The following is a 19,876-nucleotide window of genomic DNA, read 5'->3' as shown; positions in this document are numbered from 1 at the left end:
ATTTTGCATAAGTATTCACTTTCAGTGTTGTAAAAATAACTGAAAAAACCAAAATTAAAGGCATAATTTTTTAGATGATCGAGATTCACGCAGGGAAAACAGCGGCTAAAATTATTAACGAACAGGGCTTTAAACCTGAACTTTTCACCTCTTTTTTAGGTGCAAGTGGCGGTCCTAAATGGTTTACATTATTTGGGTTAGATAAATATATTTTTGGTGAATTTTTTAAAAACCGTACCCAACCACTTAATTTAATTGGCTCATCTGCCGGCGCTTTTCGCTCTGCGTGTTTTGCACAAAACGATCCCGTTGCTGCCATTGAGCGATTAGCAAAATCGTATTCGCAAACTAGGTACTCAAGTAATAAACCAACACCAAATGAAATAACAATAAAAGCGCGCGCATTACTTGAAGATGTTTTTGGCGATAACGGCGTAACCGAAATTATAAATAACCCAACATTTAAAGCACACTTTATAGTGGCAAAATCAAATGGCTTTATTGCCAGCGAAAATAAATTAATACAACTACTGGGTTTATCAAAAAGTTATATGCTAAATCGCGTTAACCGAAAATTATTAGGTTCGCAGTATGAGCGTTTTATATTTGGCCCAGCAACAAGTGACTTATCAATTACCGACAGCTACAATTTTAAAACGCAAAACATAGCGCTTACTCAAAATAATTTAAAAGATGCATTACTTGCATCGGGCTCTATACCACTTGTTATGCAAGGCATAAAAAATATTGTAGGCTCGCCGGAAGGAATATATCGCGATGGCGGAATAATTGATTACCACTTTGATTTAAAAATTAATAATCCAGGACTTATTTTATATCCGCATTTTAATAGCGAGCCAAAAGCAGGGTGGTTCGATAAAAATTTAAAACGCAAAGTATCACCACTTAATTACGATAACGTTGTGATGATTACTCCATCAAAAGAATTTATAGCCGGCTTGCCTTACGGGAAAATTCCAGACAGAAACGACTTTACCGAGCTCGATGCAGACACGCGTATAAAATATTGGAATACCGTGTTTAGTGAAACTGAAAAGTTAGCTGAGGCGTTTGATAAAAAGTTAAACGACAAATAAATATAAAATAGACTATACAGATAAACTATTATTTTAGAAATCAATGAAAAGTTGGATGCCTTAATATATTAAGGCACAGATATATGTATAGATAAAAGTTCTTTTAAAACCGGAATATTATCTCTAATCCAATTTAAGTTTTCGGAAATATTCTTGCTAGTATCTACATCCATGATTAAAGAACCATTTTTATAAGGAGCTCCTCTATATCCACGAATTGCGACAAATCGTTTATGAAAATCATCTAATAAGTCATAAACACCAGAAGACTTTGGGAAAAGGAAAAATGAAGAGTTATAGCTTGTATTGAAATCATTAAATGTTTCTTGTTTGACTGTATTTTCCAGAGTTTCTTTGTAGAGCTTCATCGTAGTATCAAATACATCAAATCTTTTGTTGAAAAGATCTAGCTTAAGTTTGTGATGCTCGACATCATATTTTAATTTATTAATATTATATTGTTTAAAAGAAATATAGCCTACTAGTGTGGGGACTATTATGAGAGAAACGTTTCGAAGTATTTCAAGGTAATAGTTAAAATCACACAATATAGATCAGCCTTAAAGGATTAATAATATTCTGAGTATAAGTGACACTAGAGGACATAGTAAATAGTTTATTTTTAATGGTACAACTCTAGCCCATAAATTACGGTATGGAAAAACATAGTAAATCATAAAAATATTTATTTATGAATAACTTAGCGCTACTGTCCTTGTTGACAGTTTGGCTTAGGTATACTTTTAACCTTCATAAAGAAGTGTAATTTATGGTTTATTAGAGGTACAGTTTACTGATAAAATCGAGCTATATTAAGGTAAAAAAGGATTTATATGTCTTTTAAAGGAACTCGGTGGTTTTACGAAGATTCACCAGAAGAACTTAGTTCATTAGACGAGTTATGTGAGCATTTGCATTCATTGTTGTCATCATCGACTGTAGTTGACGATGACCGTGATCCCGATGGGCCCATTCTAATAGAGATGAAACATCTAGTCGAACGTCTAGGTAGTTTAAAAATTGAAATTTATTCCGATGAACATCCACCCCCGCATTTCCATGTAATAACACCTAATTCAAAAGCATCGTTTAGACTTGATAATTGCGAGCTGCTTGAAGGAAACTTACCTAATAAGTATAAGAGAAAAGTTGAATATTGGTTTTATGAAAAAAACGCAAAAAAAGCTTTAATTTCATTTTGGGATAAAACAAGACCTACTAATTGCACTGTGGGGAAATATGCTATACCTGATTGAAATAATAATTTATTAAACTTTCATAAATCATAATTAGAAAAACTAAAGGAAGATAAATATTGAACCCGTTAAAAAAAAGCAAAGCAAACTTTAAAAGAAAGGTTGCTAATAAAACAGGTATACCAACAACTAAATCTGGTAGAACGAGGAAAGCAAATAAATTAAAACAGTATCTTATATTAGGGGTTATTATATTTTTACTATATAAATTTAATACCTGATAAATTTAAAAGAGTTAGGGTTATATTCAGTATTAGTAATATAACAACTGTCAGTTTTATTTTAAGCTACGTTGAAGTTCTGACAGTTGAGTTCGCTATTCCTTAATTAATACTCAGCTACCAGTTCTATCCGATATTTCACCGATAATATTTAGTAATTGATCTTGAAGGTCAGATAAATATAAATCTTGTGTTTTATTATTAGCTTTCAGTGTTTTATACATCGCTTCGGATTTCCTTGCTGACCACTTATAACGCTGAACTAGCTGAACATCCGAGGGTTTAACTTTCCCCCAAGGAGTAGACATTGTATGATCTTCCATTGATATTTTACAGTCTGCCCATGCTCCTTTTTCAGGTAAATATCCACGATAAATAATAGCGACTAGTTTTTCTACTGGCGGGCTCGCCTTTCCAGCTATAACGTATCGTCTGATTTGTCGCTCACTCACACCTAGTTCATTCGCCGCTTTTGCATAGTCGTAGCCGAATAGTGAGAGTAACTGTTTGTGAAATTCCGATTTAAACATTGTGATTTTGTTCCTATTTATTAAACACAATGAAGATGTTACTTAAATGTAAATGTGCAATATATGTAAATTTTCGCTCCCCCCCTATTAGTATACGGGGGGAGGGGTTATTCTTAGCATCATCGTTATTCGAATTTCCGTATTGGTTTATCAAAGGCGCAAGCGCGGGATTAGTGTAACTAATTAGCTCGTTTACGCTTCGCTTAGATACGGCCAACAGGCAACTGAGGAATATTAACATTATTATGTGGCCTTTCATGAAACAAGTTTCATAGGTTCGTACGAACACTAACCTTTGGTTCGTATAATTGAAGTGGATTATTGCGTAAAATAAAAAGATTACGAAATAAGTTACATACCAGATAATCAAGCCGCTACGCTCAGGCTTCGCTTGGCGGCTTGATTTTATTGGTTATAAAGAAGTTAATAGAGAGGTTGTTTCAATATCGTCTTTTTCCTCAATAGGTTTGTCATAGGGGTTAGGACTGCATAAAGCACGATATGAAATAGCACTATTTTTTATTACTACATTACATGGACTAAAGTACTGAATAGTAAAACCCATACTTGCTAGTTCATATGAGTCGATGCTAAATACACCATACTTATCAGTGATAAATTCAAATATGTATTCACGGTGTGTTCGCTCTGGCCGTTTAACTTGTTGGATACCAGTAACAAAAATATCAGTAGCACCATAAGGTAAATTTAGAAAAACAGGGTTACTATCAGCAATCTGAATATCAGCATTATTACTATTAGAACTAGTATCTTTTTTAATACTTTCCAAATTTTGATTAGTGGGTTTTTTATCAGTTTCCACAGAAGTTGGAGAACTGGAAAAATACCATAACCAATACAATATGCACAAAAAGATAGCAGTAACTGGAAAGGCAAAAATAGGACTGAAAAGGAAATTTTTACCTTGTCCTTTTGTAATACCGCCCGTGGCTGTTGACTTGTAGCACTTGTGAACTTCAATTGGGATTTTTTTCCAAACGATCGTACTGGATTTGTTTGGGGTTTTTCCATCAAGTTTAGGGTTGTGTTCAAAGATTCGGGGCCTTCGGTTGTAGTATGGAATTGCTGCAAGTCCATCGAAGTATTTATGCGCGTATGCGTATTGGCTGACGTTTCTAATGTATTTATGCACACTGGTAATATCTGGGGTACAGACGATAATATCCCAATTGTATTTTCTGTGTCGCATGAAACACTCTTTAAGTGTTTTGGGGTAAATAATGTGGCCATGTTCGTTGAATAACTCCCTTCCTAAATCATCAGTATCACCACTGGTTAAATTTTCAGGTTTGAACTTTTCCAGTTGCTCGTAATGGTATGAATACCAGTTATCGGGTATCAAATCTTTATAGTTATTTATATGTTTGTAGTTACAAGACTCAGGTTTAAATGTAGCTTCTGTTGGATAAACGTCTTGTACTTCGTCTATCAAAACTAAAGCGCCAGTTGGCATCCAGTGATACCAGTTGCGCCAAAGTTTTTGACCTTCTTCATTTTGTGAAGATAATCGCCATAATTGTGCTGATTCAGGGAATGTTTCTTGAAGCTGAGTTTCAATTTCTTCAATAGGGAGTATGCCCTCAATATTAGTTACAACTAATCGACCTTTTCTTAAAGCCGGTAATACCTCGAACCAAGTTGCACTAGCAGATTTGAAAGAACCTGGCGCACCGTGAAAAATTGATGAAGCCATTTTAGATAAACCTCAAAACGTAACGAGCTATAAGGGCTTGAACAATAATGTTCACACCATCAAAAAGGCGCATATCAACAAGTGCTGCTTGAACATCTAAGGGTAATGCATTTGCAGCCGTAGCGATTTTAGAACCTATTTGAAAATTTTCAGCAACAGCTTTTGCAATACCCCAAGCAAGTTTTGTTGTTTCAATTTGAGCATTAATTTTGAAAAGCGTTACTTGAGTAATTACCCAATTTGATAATCGCCTTAAAAAGCTTGGTACATCTTGTTCTAAGAAAGACCATACATCAGTGAAGAAGTACCCGATTGCTTGAGCCGTTCCAGCTAAACCTTGATAGTCATCGGCCATTACACCAAACGAAGAAATTAAAATTAATAAAGTAAAAATTAGCTTATTCATTCTTTATTGCCTCCAAGTAATATAAATAGGGCAGTAATAGACGCTGCTAATAATATTGCAGGTGCTATTAATTTAAAAAAATTAGAAAAACGTGAGACGCCTAAATCAACTTCAACACCTTTTATTACTTGTAACCTTTCCTCGTAATCAGCTGATATATTCGGATCAAAAGTAAATAATGTTTCAGACTCATCTTGAATTTGAGCTAAATAATTTTCAAACTCTAAGTTCTTTTCTTCTATTTCTTCTTTAAGCTCATTAATTCTTGAATTAACAAATACAGTTGAAAGGCCTTTATCTTTTCGTCCTGCACTAATACCGAAATCTAAAGGCTCAGTATTATCAGCTGTTCTTTTGGTATTTGCTGCAATCTCAGCTAAGGCTTGATTATCAACGTTTCCCCCAGAGGAACCCGAACCACCATTAGCAATGTCACTTAAATAGTTATTACTAATTTGTATTTCAGAAGCTATTCTATTTAATCTTTCATCATTAGAGTTACTAGCTGAAATCTGATTTTTATTAATCGCATCTAAATTTATATTTGTTGTATTAACACCATCAATCACTTCTGTTTTTACTTCAGTGTCTAATTCTTCAGGGATTGGTTTGTCTTCTGGCTCTTCAGTTTTATCTGGCTCTGTTGGTTCTGTGGGGTCAATTGGGTCAGTTGGTTCTGTTGGGTCAGTAGGTTCACCATCCGATTCACCTGTACATTCATCTGGTTCACGAGCGCCAAATGAAGCGGGGAAATAATAACCGCCATTTTCGTCAGTTTCAATTTCACATTGACGACCTGATTCGACGTTATAGCAAACAGTGTGTGTGCCAGCTCTAAAGGAGAAAGTAAAAGGATCATTTTCAGTAGCAGGTGGGCAATCATTATCAAAATTAGATGGTACTTTTGCACAGTCGAAAGGGGGAATTGATAAGTCGGTAGGTTCATCAGCTTTATAAACTGGTACAACGTGAGCAGGGTAACCCTCAGGAGGACAAGTAAATGTATATGCTTTTGGCTGGGGTGAAAACTGTACGGTATACCTTGAACCTTCTTTTTGAACATAACCGCCAGCTACAGCACTATAAGTTTGATAATTTTCATGTAGCTTGTATGCGTAAGCATTAGTGTTAAATACGCATTCATAATAATAGTTAACATTATTTCCAAAATCAGGTTTAAAGCTTTTTTCTGCTAAATCTTCACATGCTAAACGGTTTGAATCAAAAGCTGATATTGCTGAACATCCAGCACCACCAAAACCGTTGATCTGTACTGTAGAAGAACAAAATTCCTCAGCTACGTTAGGTGATTTTAAATCAGTTAAGTCGGGTAATCTTGGAGCATCAGCAGATGCAAAAAAAGCGCTTATTAGCGCCAATAAAAATATTAGTAATCGCATATAAGCGCCTTTTAGAAATAGGCGGTTTTACCCGCCACTGTTAACTGGTTCTTACGCCACTTGAAAAGCCCTCGACAAAGCACCAAACAAGAAAAGACGCTAAACCAATTGAAGTAACCATTTTAGTTACGTAACTTTGAAACAATCATGCCGATAGCAAAACCAATAGCAGCAACAGTAATTACACCTGTAATAATCGCTGTATAGTTAGTCGTACCATCAGTTACAGCAGCGTTTATTGCTTCTGAATGATCAGCGGCAAAAGCAGATGTTGAACCAATAAACGAAGTTACTAAAAGACCAGCTTTAGCGCGTTTTGTAGCTAAGATATTTTTTAAATTTTTCATTAGGGTATTCCTTAAAAAGTTAAGTTTTTCCCATCACTCGTACTACACGACCGATGCAATGAGCAGTTATAAAAGCGACTAATGCCGCTGTATTTATTAGGCCGAAAGTGGCCAAGTCAAAAGCAAATAATTCATTAAGAACATTTACTAATCCGTTTTGCTGTAGTTCTAAGAACTCAGCTTGAGAAACAATGATGTAATCACAATCAGTACCTGAAACAGCTTTTAAAGTATTTTTTGCATTGATAACTACACATTGAGACATAATTATTTAACCAGTTGAACGTCTGAAACAATGTTACGAGACATGTTTTCTGGGTCAGGTTGTAAAACTAAATCAACTTCGCAGATGCCATTTTCAGAGGTTATTTTTTTAAACTTGTTGTACAGTTCTTGGTTATCCAGCATCGAAACACTTTTAGGTTCATAACCACATTTTTGAATATTGTGGTCGCCTTGAATAAAATCTTTCTCTTGTACCAAGTACGAAACAGACGAAAAAGCGTAATGCTTTGGTGCGCCCGACTTACTCGAAACGCCTTTACCAGTTGCGGCAGATAATAAAATTACTTTCATGTTGTTAACTCCATTTGGTTGGGTGGGGTAATACAGGCCTTATTAATAGAGTCGGGTATATCCCAAGGATTTAGGCCTTTGGTTAATCGATTTATAATTTCATCACTTGATAGTTCTTGTATGTGACGCAAGTAATTTACAAATTTACTGTAAGACTGAATGCAGTAACGCTCTAAACGTTCGGCAACTAAAGCCCCGTTGTTTTGTCTTTGTCTGCTGGTTGTTTTAATTTCAAGACGCTCAGCAGTAATAAAAGTAAAAGCGGGATAGGCAGCAGCAAAAACGGCATCGGTATTGAGAAGTGCATCCAATGAGATAACACGGTCAATACTGCGAAGCTCAAGCTCAGCACGAACCCAATTAGGCTGTGATTCACTTTCCATCTGTTTACCTTTTTCATACATACGTGCCATTTTTCCATTTTTTCGGCTTCCTACGTATAAAGTGTTACCGCCATTAGCTACACAGTCGTAACGCTTTTGCCAACCGTGTTTTTTCTTAAATTCCGCTTGTTGTTGGTCTGATAATTTTTGTAATTCACCAGTTTGGATAAATGAGAAAGAGGGCGCTTGATTGGTTTTACAAAAGCCGCCTTCTTCTAAATTTTGGAAGTAATCAAGAACAGTTCTGCTACCTTCATAATCATCGTAAGCAATATCTAAACGAGTAATTTTTACATTAGGCATTTTTTGTAACATTGAGTGAAGTTTAGGAATATCTAAACCAGCACAACCAGTGCCTGTAAATGAAATCATTATGCCGCCATTATTCGCACCCCAAGCAATAACGCCAGAGTTAATATCGTGGCGATATAGCGTGGCTGATTTTTCATAAGTAAACATACCACCAGTGTTATCACGATAAGACCAACTCAAAGTATCACTAGTTAAACGGTCTGCTTCGGTTGCTACTTCTGTATTTAAGAGGTGCATGAATTTAGAAATGTCACCTTCAATTAATGATGTTAAAGTTTTATAACGCTTTGTTTTTCTGACAATATTCTTAAGAAAATGTTTTCTTTCATCTTCTGGAATCTCTTTTATTGAACTGTATTGGCGGTACTTTGAAGAGCCTGCAAGATTACTTTCAAATAGCTCGTTATAGTAATAATCAGAGTTAAAAATTACAGTTTCACTTACATCAATCTCTAAATCATCAGTGGCAATAAGTGAGGTATGGGTATCAGTTACAAAGTCATCTGTAGGATTATTGGTGAACATTTCAGCACATAACATTGCGTTATAAGCTTCTTTGTAAGAAGAAAAGTCACCATTATTAAAAGCTAACTTAGCATCAAAGCGACATCGAGCAACTTCATTTGGAGAAAAAACGATTGTTAAATAATCTATTTTTGTGATGTTTTGAATTGGATTTTTAAAATTCTGGTTCATAGTCGAACACTCCAGAATCAAAAAGCTCTTGCCAATTACTATCGTCTACATCAATTATTTCAAAAGTTTCACCGTTACAGTAGTCAATGCAAAAAGCCATTGCTTCTGAACGTGATGAATACATAAGCGGGTGTTCAAGTTTATTGAAACCTAATGCGTATTCATCTGTGCCTTGAATGTATTGAAGATAGAATTTCAATTCGTAAATCCCTGTATACTGACAAACTGTCGTTCTTGAATGTTACGAGATTGTAGCGTTCGAGTTTGACAGTTGTCAAATATTTATTTATCACGTTTGACAGTTATAATTAACAGAGTGAGGAGATTGCTATGAATTTTAGTTACGAACTAATTGAAAAATATAAAGAATCCAAGAGTTATAGTCAGGATAAACAAGTTATCGCTGATTTTTCAGAATTTAACTCTGGGAACATGTCACAAATAAAAAAAGGTAAGCGCAGTTTAACCGCGAACCAGTGCATAGTAATAGCTAATGCTATAGGTATGGATCAAAAAGAAGCACTTTTGAAACTTGCTATCGAAAAATCGAAAAGCACAGAAGAAGGTAAAATTTGGTCTGATATTGTAAAAAAGATTAGTGCAGCATGTGTAGCGCTAACACTAGTTGCAGGATTAGCGAATGCACCAACTGAGGACGCATTTGCGTAATAGCGATAGCCCATAAATTACGTTATGTTAAATTGCATGAATTTTAATAAAGCGAGCGTGATTATACAAACCAGCTCGCTTTTAGGAGAGTAATTTGGAGGTTAATTAAGCTCTGAATCAACCCAAAACTTGGTACCTTTTAATACAGCTTGTAGTGCAAGGCCATTTTCGGTTACAGAATATACAGTCACTTGATCTGCAATCGCTTCGGCAACCAGTGCACCGCCTTTATCTTCATATTTTGCTGCTGCATCAGCGTTTCCGCCAAATGCCCAACCATGTTCAATAAATCTATTTAGTGCAGCTTGGTTATGAAAAACCATTACAACGTTAAAATCTTTTACACCTAAACCAAGCCCTAAACCGGCTTCGCCCATATTCATGTAAGTCGATTTACCTGTAAGGTTATTCTTAACTACGCCGTAACCGCCACCAAAACTGGCTAAAACAACATTTACGTTCGCGTTATCAAAAACAGCGTAACCAGCCGAATTAGCAATTTGTTTTTTAACATCAGGTTTTTCAGCGTATAATTTATCTAATGTATTTGTTTTCATACTTTGTACAAGTGAACGTTTTTCGCTTGGTGATGCGCTACCTGTAGTAGCACACCCAGTTAACGCAACAGTTAAAGCAAGTATGCTTAGTGTAATTAGTTTTTTCATAATGTTTTCCTTAATAAGATATAGCAAGCAACAACCATAGAATAGTCACAGTATTAAAATAATTAGAGCTTTACTATGTCCAATACTAGACAGTATCGGACTTTAACGTTATTCTGTAAGTCTATTATTTAATTGAATATTTATACATTATGCTTGTTGCTTTGGTTGATACGTTAAAACAATTAAGATATCAAATTGCCCATCTAGATGACGGTACTCTAAATTCAGAATACCCAGAACTTGCATCCTTTATACAGGAAGTTGGCTTGACTGTAACTGAATCAAAAGCCGATCTGACATTCTTATATCAGTTTTTATATGTTTATGGCAGAAAATCAGAAGCCACTTATAGTCGTTTTCGAAATGAGCTTGAACGCTTTTATTTATGGTCGTGGTTAATAGCAGAAAAATCAGTATTCGATTTAAAACGTGAAGATATTGAAGCTTACGTTGATTTTATGGTTGAACCTGATAAAGAATGGGCTGCAACTTCAGTGCAATGGCGTTATAAAGATGAGCAAGGAATTCGTAGATTAAATCAAAATTGGCGCCCTTTTATGCTAAAAGAATCGACTGCCAGCCAACAAACTTTATCAGCCATGTTTACTGCCTTAAATGTATTTTATAAGTTTGCCCTACTCGAAGAAAAAACATTTGCGAACTTTGTCCCTGTTGTTAAAAAAAATAGCCCGTATTTAGTTGTTCAATCACAGATTCAAATTCCTGATACATTAAGTGATATTCAATGGGAATACGTTTTTGGTGTAACGCGTGATTTATGCGAACATAACCCTGATTTAGAGCGAAACTTATTTACGCTTGCCTGCTTAAAAGGTCTTTATTTACGAATTTCAGAATTATCTGAGCGCCCACAATGGTCTCCGGTAATGTCTCATTTTTGGCAAGATAATGATGGATTTTGGTTTTTACGTATAATGGGTAAAGGTAATAAATTACGAGATGTAACCTTAAGTGATGATTTTGTTGAATATTTAAAACGATACAGATTATATCGAGGGCTACCTGCCCTTCCTCGGGTTGATGAATCTGAGCCGTTAGTTCATAAAATTCGCGGTCAAGGTGGCATGACCGTAAGGCAAATTAGGCGTTTAGTTCAACAAAGTTTTGATTATGCTCAGCAATCATTACTTGATGATGGTTTTAAAGATGACGCTGAACAACTTGGCGCTGCAACTGCACATTGGCTTCGTCATACTGGTGCTACACATGATGCGCAAACCAGACCGCTCAAACATTTATCAGAAGATTTAGGCCATTCTAAAATTGCGACTACCGATCAAATTTATATTCAAACAAATATTAAAGAGCGAGCAAAATCAGGACTTAAAAGGAAAATTTAATGGAGTATTTAGTAATAGCATTTATAGGCGGACTATTTTTAATTTATTCTTTAACACTTCGCCAGTTAGAAAAAACAGAAGTAACAGGTCCAATGTTTTTTGTTGTCGGCGGAATATGTTTAGCTTTTATGCTACCAAACGAAGGACATAAAATAAAAGAAGGCGTTGATCTTTTATTACCATTTATAGAGCTTACGCTAAGTATATTTTTATTTTCAGATGCAGCTAAATCAAAGCTAAGTGTATTAAGGCATAGTTTTCAGTATCCTAGTTTACTGTTGTTTGTTGCCCTACCCTTAACTTTATTACTCGGTATTGCTGTTGCTTTATTTTTCTTTGCTGAGCTTTCACTTATTCAAGCGGCGTTGCTCGCTATTATTTTAACACCTACCGATGCGGCATTAAGTAAAGGGTTACTAGCAAGTACACAAGTGCCTGAAAAAATACGCGAAGGAATAAATACTGAAAGTGGTTTGAACGATGGATTATGTGTGCCCATATTTTTAATATTTATATTACTCGCTAAAAATCCTGACTCAGCTATTACTGCAACACAAACATTAAGTGTGTTTGGCCGAGAGCTTGGCCTGGCTCTATTAATAGCTATTACAAGTATCGCTGTTTTTATACCGAGTTTAAACTTTGCAATGAAACGTCATTACTTTGCACAAAATACCAGTCCATTTTTATTACTCGGTTTTGCTATGGCTGTTTTTTCTGTCACTCAGTATTTTCATGGCAGTGGATTTATTGCGGTGTTTATTGCAGGCTTATTATTTGATAAATTTTCGACTGAAGAAGTTAGAACAGAATTAATTGAAGACTCAGAGCACATTGCAGATTTTACATCGCTAATGATTTGGTGCTTGTTCGGGTTTGTTTGTGCTTACTTAGTTATTCCGAAATTAAATACTGAAATTATAATTTACGCTTTGTTAAGTACAACATTGATTAGAATAATTCCAGTTATGTTGTCACTGCAGTTTACGGCATTGAATATTAAAGAGCGTTTTACATTTGCGTGGTTTGGACCAAGAGGATTAGCATCAATTGTTTTTACATTGATGGTGATTGATACGCAAATAGAAAACAAATATCAAATAGCGACAATAGCAATGACGACTATTTTGTTTAGTGTATTTATACATGGTATTAGCACTAAACCTATTGCTGATAGTTTTGTTAAAAAATAATTATTTAAACTAGGTAAATTAAGAATACGTATTAAAAAAGGCGTAACGTTTATTTTCATCACTGATGAATTTAATCGTTGCGCCTTTTTGTATTTAATAAATAATTTACTAAATTCGTATTTAGATAAAACTATTTAAGTACTCTTATATAAGTGATCTTATTTAAGCACTCTTATTTTATAAAGTTATTTAAGAACCTGTGCTAGTAATTCAATTGGGTGTTTTGGTTTAAATTGTTCAAAACGTTTAACTTGGCTACGACAAGAAAATCCCGTAGATAAAAGTTGCTCTGGTTTATTTTTATCTACAATTGGTTTCCAACTCATTTCGTAAAGTGCACGTGAGTTATCTTGATTTTGTGCTTCGTGGCCATAAGTCCCCGCCATTCCACAGCAACCTGTATTTGTTGTTTTTAATGTTAAACCAATATCACTGAAAATTGTTTGCCAAACATTTGCCGCTTTTGGCAGTGCAGTTGTTTCAGTACAGTGACTCAGTAATGTAAATTCGGTATCTGTATTTTGTTTTGCGCTTAGTGATTTAAACGATTGTGTTTGTAACCATTCATGGGCAAGTTGCACATTAAATACACCACGGTTATTTTCTAAAATTGTATTATATTCATCGCGGTAGCACATAACGAGTGACGCATCTAAACCGACTAGGGGTGCATTAATATCATTTAATTTATTTAAAAACTCAGCTGCATTTTTAGCTGTAACTTTAAATTCATGCAAAAAACCTTTTACGTGTTGCGGTTTACCATTTGGTTTAAAAGGTAATAGCATTGGTTTTTTGCCAAGTTGGGTTATTAAAGTAATAAAACTTTCTACTAGTTCGGCTTCGTAAAAGCTCGTAAATGGGTCTTGTACTATTAATACATATTCACTTTGTTGCTCTACATTTAATTTATTTAATAAATCAAAATCAAATTTTTGTGTTTTAGTAATACGCTTTGAAAGTGCAGGAATACTTAACTGTGGTGTATCAACATAGCCAACTGTTTTTTTAATAACATTGCTTACTAATGATGTTTTAACAATTGGGTTTATAACTTTTGCAAACTTTGCCATTAATGGCGCGCTGTTTTCTATGTTACCAACAAGGTAATCTTTTAGCGGACGCGCATAATAACTATGATAATAATTTAAAAAGCGCGAACGAAAAGTAGGAACATCTACTTTAATTGGGCAAGCAGTTGTACATGCTTTACATGCTAAACATTCATCCATTGACGCTTTTACTTCGTGAGAAAAGTCGTAAATACCTTTTCGTTTTTCGCGGCTGTGAACAAAACGTTCCCACCAGGTGATTACTTCACCTTTGTTAAGCTGCTTTTCTACTTCGAGTAAATCTACATTTTTTGACTCTTGTAAACGAAGCCATTCGCGCATTAAACTTGCGCGTCCTTTTGGTGAATTACGACGATCGCCAGTTACTTTATACGATGGACACATAGGTGAATTTTCATCGTAATTAAAGCATATGCCATTACCATTACAGGTCATTGCATTGTTAAAACTGGTTTTAACTTCTATTGATATTTGCTTATCGAAGTGCGATCTCTTTTGTCCATCAACACTAACTAGTGAGTCTTCACTATCGATAGGAGTGCATATTTTACCGGGGTTGATGCGGTTGTTAGGATCAAAAGCTGTTTTTATTTTACGAAGTTGCGTATATAAATGCTCACCAAAAAATTCAGGACTATATTCACTTCGGTAACCTTTACCGTGTTCGCCCCACATTAAACCACCGTACTTAGCGGTTAGTTTTACTACCTGATCTGAAATAGTTCTAAGTAGTTTTTCTTGTTCTGGGTCGCACATATCAAGTGCTGGGCGTACGTGTAAAACCCCCGCATCAACATGGCCAAACATACCATACTGTAAATTATGGCTGTCGAGTAATGCTCTAAATTCGACAATATAATCTGCTAAGTTTTCAGGGGGTACAGCGGTGTCTTCTGCAAAGGCGAGTGGTTTTTGACTGCCTTTTACATTACCTAATAAACCCACAGACTTTTTACGCATTGCGTAAATTTTTAGTATATCGCTTTTATCACTGGTTAACTGATAACCAATAACGCCATTAGTTTGATTTGCTACGCATTCGTCTAGAAGCTTACAAAGTGTGTCTACTTTGTCTTTTATATCATCGTTTGATACTGCATTAAACTCGACCATGTTAAGGCCTTGCATATCTTTATTTGGTACGTCGGTTATTAAGTCCGATACTAAATTCCAAATGATGTCTTCACGTGCTAAGTTTAAAACTTTGCTATCAACGGTTTCTACCGATGTTGCGCGTGCATCAACTAAAAACGGTGAATGACGAAGTGCTGAATCAAAACTATCGTACTTGATATTTATAAGGGTTTTAAATTCAGCAATCGGTGTTAGGTTTAATTTAGCTTCAGTTACTATACCTAATGAGCCTTCTGAACCTGTTATTAGTCGGCTCATATCAAAAGTTAGTAAGTCATCACTTAGCACATGCTCTAGGTCGTAGCCGGTTAAAAACCTATTTAACCGTGGAAACTTAGCTAAAATAGCAGCGCGTTCATTAACTGAAATATTTAAAACTGTTTTATATAAACTACCAATTAGAGAGTCTTGCTCGGCTATAATTTTTGCTTTGTCGATGTTTATTGGTGAGGTACACATAGGTGTACCATCGACTAAATAAGTTGTAAGCCCTAAAACATGATCGCTTGTTTTTCCGTAAACTAACGAACCTTGCCCAGAGGCGTCAGTACTTATCATGCCACCAATAGTTGCCCTGTTACTAGTAGATAAATCGGGTGAGAAGAAAAAACCATAAGGTTTTAAAAAGTCATTAAGTTGATCTTTTATTACGCCGGTTTGAACGCGTACCCAGCCTTCTTCTACATTTATTTCGAGGATTTCGCGCATATAGCGAGATAAATCTACAACAATACCTGGTGTTAACGATTGACCGTTAGTACCTGTTCCACCACCACGAGGGCCAAAAGTTAAAGATAAAAATGGGTCGCGAGATGCAGTTTGCAGTGCGAGTTGAATATCTTTTTCATTTTTTGGAAAAATAACACCTTGGGGTATTTCCTGATATACACTGTTATCGGTTGAAGCAGTAATACGCGTTGCATAACTTGCATCGGTATCTCCACTAAAACCTTGGCTTGCAATGGTATTTAGGTAATTTGCGACAAGTTCTGTCGCGGCATCTTGCTGTGTAATTGTTGCTATCATGACGGCGATATTTTAGGGCATTTGACTAATTATATCATGGTGATGGCGAATAGAAATTGAAGATTTTACAGTTTGTAACACTCTTTTAGTCGATTTTAATGCAGCTTAAATTATACTCAAGTTAACGAGTAATGAGGTGTGTTATATGAAAAAATTACTATTACAGATCAGTGGCGTGCTATTTATTTTACTAGGGTTATTTTTTGCGGTTGTACCAGGACCATCACTTATATTTTTTATGGCGGGTTTATTGTGTTTTTCGTTTTATTACCCTAAAGCGCGACATTACTTATCACTTTGCCAAAAGGCGTTAACTAAATCATGTGCTTATTTAGATAAAAAATTAGCCCGTTAATTTAACTTTTAATTGGGTATAAAAAAATGCCAGCAATACATTGCTGGCATTTTTTATAGCTTACCTATTTATTACTTTGCTAATTTTTTAGCTAGGTATAACCATGTTTCTATTACTGTGTCTGGATTGAGTGAAACAGAGTCAATGCCCTGCTCTACTAACCATGCTGCAAAGTCTTCGTGATCTGAAGGACCTTGACCACAAATACCTACGTACTTGCCTTTTTCTTTAGCTGTTTTAATTGCCATAGAAAGTAGTTTTTTAATTGCTGGGTTACGCTCATCAAATAAATGTGCGATTAAACCTGAATCACGATCAAGACCAAGCGTTAACTGTGTTAAATCGTTAGAGCCGATAGAAAAACCATCAAACATTTCTAAAAATTCATCAGCAAGTAATGCATTTGAAGGCAGCTCACACATCATGATTACTTTAAGACCATTTTCACCCCGTTTAAGGCCATGCTCTTCTAGTAATTCAATTACGCGTTTACCTTCTTCAAGGGTACGTACGAATGGGATCATGATTTCAATGTTTGCCATATCCATGTCGTTTCTTACGCGTTTTATAGCTTCACATTCTAATGCAAAACAATCGCGGAAGTCTTCAGAGATATAACGTGCGGCGCCACGAAAACCAATCATTGGGTTTTCTTCTTCTGGCTCGTATTGCTGGCCACCAACTAGGTTTGCGTATTCGTTTGATTTAAAATCAGACATACGCACAATTACACGCTCCGGTGCAAAAGCACAACCAAGCGTTGAAATACCTTCAACCAGTTTTGTTATGTAAAACTCTACCGGTGATTCGTAACCGGCAATCATGTCAGTAATTTCTGCTTTTAATGCATCGGTTTGCGCATCAAAATTTAATAACGCTTTAGGGTGAACGCCAATCATACGGTTGATAATAAATTCAACTCGCGCAAGGCCAACACCTGCATGCGGTAAGCGTGCAAAGTCAAAGGCGCGATCGGGGTTACCCACGTTCATCATTACCTTCATTGGTAGTTCTGGCATTTTATCAACGCGTGACGTTAGTATTTCAAAATCTAAAATACCTTCGTAAATAAAGCCGGTATCGCCTTCGGCGCACGATACTGTTACTTCTTGTCCCGCTTTAATTAAATCAGTTGCATTACCACAACCAACAACTGCTGGAATACCAAGTTCGCGTGCAATTATTGCCGCGTGACACGTACGGCCACCACGATTTGTAACAATCGCTGCTGCACGTTTCATGATTGGTTCCCAATCAGGGTCGGTCATATCGGTTACTAAAATGTCGCCTACTTGTACCTGGTCCATTTCTTTAATTGAATCAAGAACACGTACAACACCGCTACCAATTTTGTGACCAATTGCACGGCCTTCAACAAGTACATTACTTGTGCCATTTAATTGAAAACGTTCCATTACGTTTGAGTCTTCGTTTGAGCGGACAGTTTCTGGACGTGCTTGAACTATATATAGTTTGCCGTCGTTTCCGTCTTTTGCCCATTCGATGTCCATAGGACGACCGTAATGTTTTTCAATGATTACAGCTTGTTTGGCAAGATCTTGCACTTCTTCATCTGTAATCGAAAATTTATTAGAAAGCTCAGGGTCAACATCAACGATGTCTACTTGCTTACCATGTGCTTTATCTTCTGAGTAAATCATTTGTATGGCTTTAGAACCAATATTACGACGTACTACTGAAGGTTTGTTTTTAAGGAGTGTTGGTTTATGAACATAAAATTCATCAGGGTTAACCGCGCCCTGTACAACCATTTCACCTAAGCCATAGCTTGATGTAATAAATACAACGTCTTCAAAACCAGACTCTGTATCAATACTAAACATTACGCCAGATGCTGATTTATCTGAACGTACCATGCGCTGTATACCTGCTGATAACGCTACACCACGGTGATCGTAACCTTGGTGAACACGATATGAGATTGCACGGTCATTAAATAATGAAGCAAATACGTGTTTAATAGCGACCATGACTGAATCGATACCGACAACGTTAAGGAAAGTTTCTTGTTGGCCTGCGAATGATGCATCTGGCATATCTTCAGCGGTAGCTGATGAACGTACTGCAAATGAAACATCTGCTGCAGTATCGCCATGGAGTTGGCTATATGCGTCGCGAATGGCTTGATCTAGGTTTGGTTGGAATGGTGTGTCGATTATCCATTGGCGGATATCGGCACCGACTTTAGCGAGTGTATTTACATCATCAACATCAAGTGTATCTAGGATGTCATGAATTTTGGCGGTGAGTCCTGATTGATCTAGAAACTCATTAAAAGCATCTGCGGTAGTTGCAAAACCACCCGGTACTTGTACACCTGCGTTTGCGAGGTTTGAAATCATTTCGCCAAGTGACGCGTTTTTACCGCCAACTCGAGGAACATCTTGCATACCAAGCTCTTGATACCAGAGAACGTATTCTTGCACGGATCTTTCTCCAAAAAAAACAAATTGTAGGTCTAACTGTGAGAGTTAAGAAAGAAAACCTTTTATAAAGGTCGTCATCATTCTACACTGGCAACAGTCCTCACGTAAACCGTGGGAAACCCATTTTAGGGATTTAAACGCAATAAAAAGGTTAATTATGAGAACTGCTTTTTATATATCAGATGGAACAGCAATTACTTCAGAGGTATTTGGGCATGCGACTTTGTCGTTGTTTCCTATCGATTTTAATCATAAAACAATTCCATTTGTAGAAACTGAAGAAAAAGCGCACGAAATTAAAGCTTTAATTAATGCAACCGCTGCAAAAACAGGTGAAAAGCCTTTCGTGTTTTTTACTTTTGTAAATCACAATTTAAGTGAAATTATAAAATCGGCTGATGCAGTTACGTATGATTTTTTAACTACGTATAGCGAAAAAATAGAAAAAGAGCTCAATGTAGCCCCTGTTCCAAAAATGCATCGTACGCATTCTATCCACGAAAAAAGTTATGATTTTAGAATTGATGCGGTTAACTATGCTCTTATGAATGATGATGGTGGAAATATTAAAAACTTTTCCGAAGCAGACATCATTTTAATTGGCGTTAGCAGAAGTGGTAAAACACCGACAAGCTTATACTTAGCACTGCAGTACGGCATTAAAGCGGCTAACTACCCTATTACAGAAGAAGATTTAGATAATGAAGATTTGCCTAAATGTTTAGTCCCTTATAAACATAAGTTATTTGGACTGACGATTGACCCTGAGAGGCTTGCGGCTATAAGGCATCGACGTATGGCTAACTCTAAGTATGCTTCAATTAAACAGTGCCGTATTGAGGTGCGCGAAGTAGAAATGCTGTATAAGCGTCACAATATAGCTTACTTTAATTCTACGCATCATTCTGTTGAAGAGATTTCTGCAAAAATACTGATAGAAACAGACTTGGAGCGACGTAAGTACTGACTTACTCATCAAATTTGAAATAAAAAAACCGCAATTAAGCGGTTTTTT

The 19,876-nt window shown here is 36.0% G+C and carries 20 protein-coding genes; 7 read left to right on the top strand and 13 right to left on the bottom strand.

The genetic code is table 11. The annotated features are described in order from the left end of the window. Window positions 1-74: 74 nt before the first annotated feature. Window positions 75-1,097: a patatin-like phospholipase family protein gene (locus tag H5088_RS07105; RefSeq protein WP_182752550.1), complete on the top strand. Its 1,023-nt coding sequence runs from the start codon at window positions 75-77 to the stop codon at window positions 1,095-1,097. Window positions 1,098-1,165: 68 nt separating this feature from the next. Here the strand turns inward: H5088_RS07105 and H5088_RS07100 are convergent, their stop codons facing one another. Next, entirely contained in the window at window positions 1,166-1,645 is a 480-nt protein-coding gene (locus H5088_RS07100) for a hypothetical protein (RefSeq protein WP_138583983.1), read from the bottom strand. 285 nt (window positions 1,646-1,930) lie between these two features. Between H5088_RS07100 and H5088_RS07095 the strand changes: the two genes are divergently transcribed. Next, the gene (locus tag H5088_RS07095; protein WP_182752549.1) at window positions 1,931-2,353 is read left to right on the top strand and encodes a DUF4160 domain-containing protein; all 423 of its coding nucleotides are present in this window, start codon (window positions 1,931-1,933) and stop codon (window positions 2,351-2,353) included. Between the two features lie 334 nt (window positions 2,354-2,687). Here H5088_RS07095 and H5088_RS07090 read toward each other — a convergent pair whose 3' ends face one another. From H5088_RS07090 to H5088_RS07050, 9 genes are all read right to left on the bottom strand, one after another. Beyond that, entirely contained in the window at window positions 2,688-3,104 is a 417-nt protein-coding gene (locus H5088_RS07090; protein ID WP_182752548.1) for a helix-turn-helix transcriptional regulator, read from the bottom strand. Between the two features lie 412 nt (window positions 3,105-3,516). After that, window positions 3,517-4,818 (bottom strand): zonular occludens toxin domain-containing protein, encoded by a 1,302-nt coding sequence (locus H5088_RS07085; RefSeq protein ID WP_182752547.1) that lies wholly within the window; start codon window positions 4,816-4,818, stop codon window positions 3,517-3,519. 1 nt (window position 4,819) lies between these two features. After that, entirely contained in the window at window positions 4,820-5,224 is a 405-nt protein-coding gene (locus H5088_RS07080) for a DUF2523 family protein (protein ID WP_182752546.1), read from the bottom strand. Next, a complete protein-coding gene (locus H5088_RS07075) occupies window positions 5,221-6,624 on the bottom strand; it encodes a hypothetical protein (RefSeq protein ID WP_182752545.1) in 1,404 nt (467 codons plus the stop codon). Before H5088_RS07075 ends, H5088_RS07080 begins: the two co-directional genes overlap by 4 nt. A 122-nt stretch (window positions 6,625-6,746) precedes the next feature. Beyond that, window positions 6,747-6,971 (bottom strand): hypothetical protein, encoded by a 225-nt coding sequence (locus H5088_RS07070; RefSeq protein WP_182752544.1) that lies wholly within the window; start codon window positions 6,969-6,971, stop codon window positions 6,747-6,749. 19 nt (window positions 6,972-6,990) lie between these two features. Next, window positions 6,991-7,236: a hypothetical protein gene (locus H5088_RS07065; RefSeq protein WP_182752543.1), complete on the bottom strand. Its 246-nt coding sequence runs from the start codon at window positions 7,234-7,236 to the stop codon at window positions 6,991-6,993. A gap of 2 nt (window positions 7,237-7,238) precedes the next feature. Continuing rightward, on the bottom strand, window positions 7,239-7,547 hold the full coding sequence (locus tag H5088_RS07060; RefSeq protein WP_182752542.1) for a hypothetical protein: 309 nt from the start codon (window positions 7,545-7,547) through the stop codon (window positions 7,239-7,241). Further along, complete coding sequence (locus H5088_RS07055; RefSeq protein ID WP_182752541.1) at window positions 7,544-8,938, bottom strand: replication initiation factor domain-containing protein; 1,395 nt, start codon at window positions 8,936-8,938, stop codon at window positions 7,544-7,546. The genes H5088_RS07060 and H5088_RS07055 overlap by 4 nt, the downstream gene beginning before the upstream one ends. Beyond that, window positions 8,922-9,137 (bottom strand): hypothetical protein, encoded by a 216-nt coding sequence (locus H5088_RS07050; RefSeq protein ID WP_182752540.1) that lies wholly within the window; start codon window positions 9,135-9,137, stop codon window positions 8,922-8,924. Before H5088_RS07050 ends, H5088_RS07055 begins: the two co-directional genes overlap by 17 nt. Window positions 9,138-9,268: 131 nt before the next feature. Here H5088_RS07050 and H5088_RS07045 point away from each other — a divergent pair, with 131 nt between their 5' ends. Continuing rightward, complete coding sequence (locus H5088_RS07045; protein WP_182752539.1) at window positions 9,269-9,607, top strand: DUF3693 domain-containing protein; 339 nt, start codon at window positions 9,269-9,271, stop codon at window positions 9,605-9,607. A 101-nt stretch (window positions 9,608-9,708) separates the two neighbouring features. On the opposite strand, the gene H5088_RS07040 is transcribed toward H5088_RS07045, so the two are convergent. Then, the gene (locus H5088_RS07040) at window positions 9,709-10,272 is read right to left on the bottom strand and encodes a YSC84-related protein (protein WP_182692819.1); all 564 of its coding nucleotides are present in this window, start codon (window positions 10,270-10,272) and stop codon (window positions 9,709-9,711) included. A 149-nt stretch (window positions 10,273-10,421) separates the two neighbouring features. Here H5088_RS07040 and H5088_RS07035 point away from each other — a divergent pair, with 149 nt between their 5' ends. Both H5088_RS07035 and H5088_RS07030 read left to right on the top strand, forming a co-directional pair. After that, window positions 10,422-11,633, top strand: a complete 1,212-nt coding sequence (locus tag H5088_RS07035) for a tyrosine-type recombinase/integrase (RefSeq protein ID WP_007377559.1) — start codon at window positions 10,422-10,424, stop codon at window positions 11,631-11,633. Continuing rightward, window positions 11,633-12,826, top strand: a complete 1,194-nt coding sequence (locus H5088_RS07030) for a sodium:proton antiporter (RefSeq protein WP_182752538.1) — start codon at window positions 11,633-11,635, stop codon at window positions 12,824-12,826. The genes H5088_RS07035 and H5088_RS07030 overlap by 1 nt, the downstream gene beginning before the upstream one ends. A gap of 185 nt (window positions 12,827-13,011) precedes the next feature. Here H5088_RS07030 and H5088_RS07025 read toward each other — a convergent pair whose 3' ends face one another. Then, window positions 13,012-16,059: an FAD-binding and (Fe-S)-binding domain-containing protein gene (locus H5088_RS07025; protein ID WP_182752537.1), complete on the bottom strand. Its 3,048-nt coding sequence runs from the start codon at window positions 16,057-16,059 to the stop codon at window positions 13,012-13,014. Window positions 16,060-16,204: 145 nt separating this feature from the next. Here H5088_RS07025 and H5088_RS07020 point away from each other — a divergent pair, with 145 nt between their 5' ends. Further along, window positions 16,205-16,414: a PGPGW domain-containing protein gene (locus H5088_RS07020; protein WP_024596520.1), complete on the top strand. Its 210-nt coding sequence runs from the start codon at window positions 16,205-16,207 to the stop codon at window positions 16,412-16,414. Window positions 16,415-16,485: 71 nt separating this feature from the next. Here H5088_RS07020 and ppsA read toward each other — a convergent pair whose 3' ends face one another. Beyond that, on the bottom strand, window positions 16,486-18,861 hold the full coding sequence (gene ppsA / locus H5088_RS07015) for a phosphoenolpyruvate synthase (protein ID WP_007378803.1): 2,376 nt from the start codon (window positions 18,859-18,861) through the stop codon (window positions 16,486-16,488). Window positions 18,862-19,018: 157 nt separating this feature from the next. On the opposite strand from ppsA, the gene H5088_RS07010 reads away from it, so the two are divergent. Beyond that, entirely contained in the window at window positions 19,019-19,828 is an 810-nt protein-coding gene (locus H5088_RS07010; protein ID WP_182752536.1) for a pyruvate, water dikinase regulatory protein, read from the top strand. Window positions 19,829-19,876: the final 48 nt, after the last annotated feature.

It is taken from the genome of Pseudoalteromonas sp. SR43-3, assembly GCF_014163875.1.
Taxonomy (GTDB): domain Bacteria; phylum Pseudomonadota; class Gammaproteobacteria; order Enterobacterales; family Alteromonadaceae; genus Pseudoalteromonas; species Pseudoalteromonas distincta.
The sequence above is the reverse complement of the archived record's forward strand: the minus strand, read 5'-3'. Positions and strand labels throughout refer to the sequence as shown.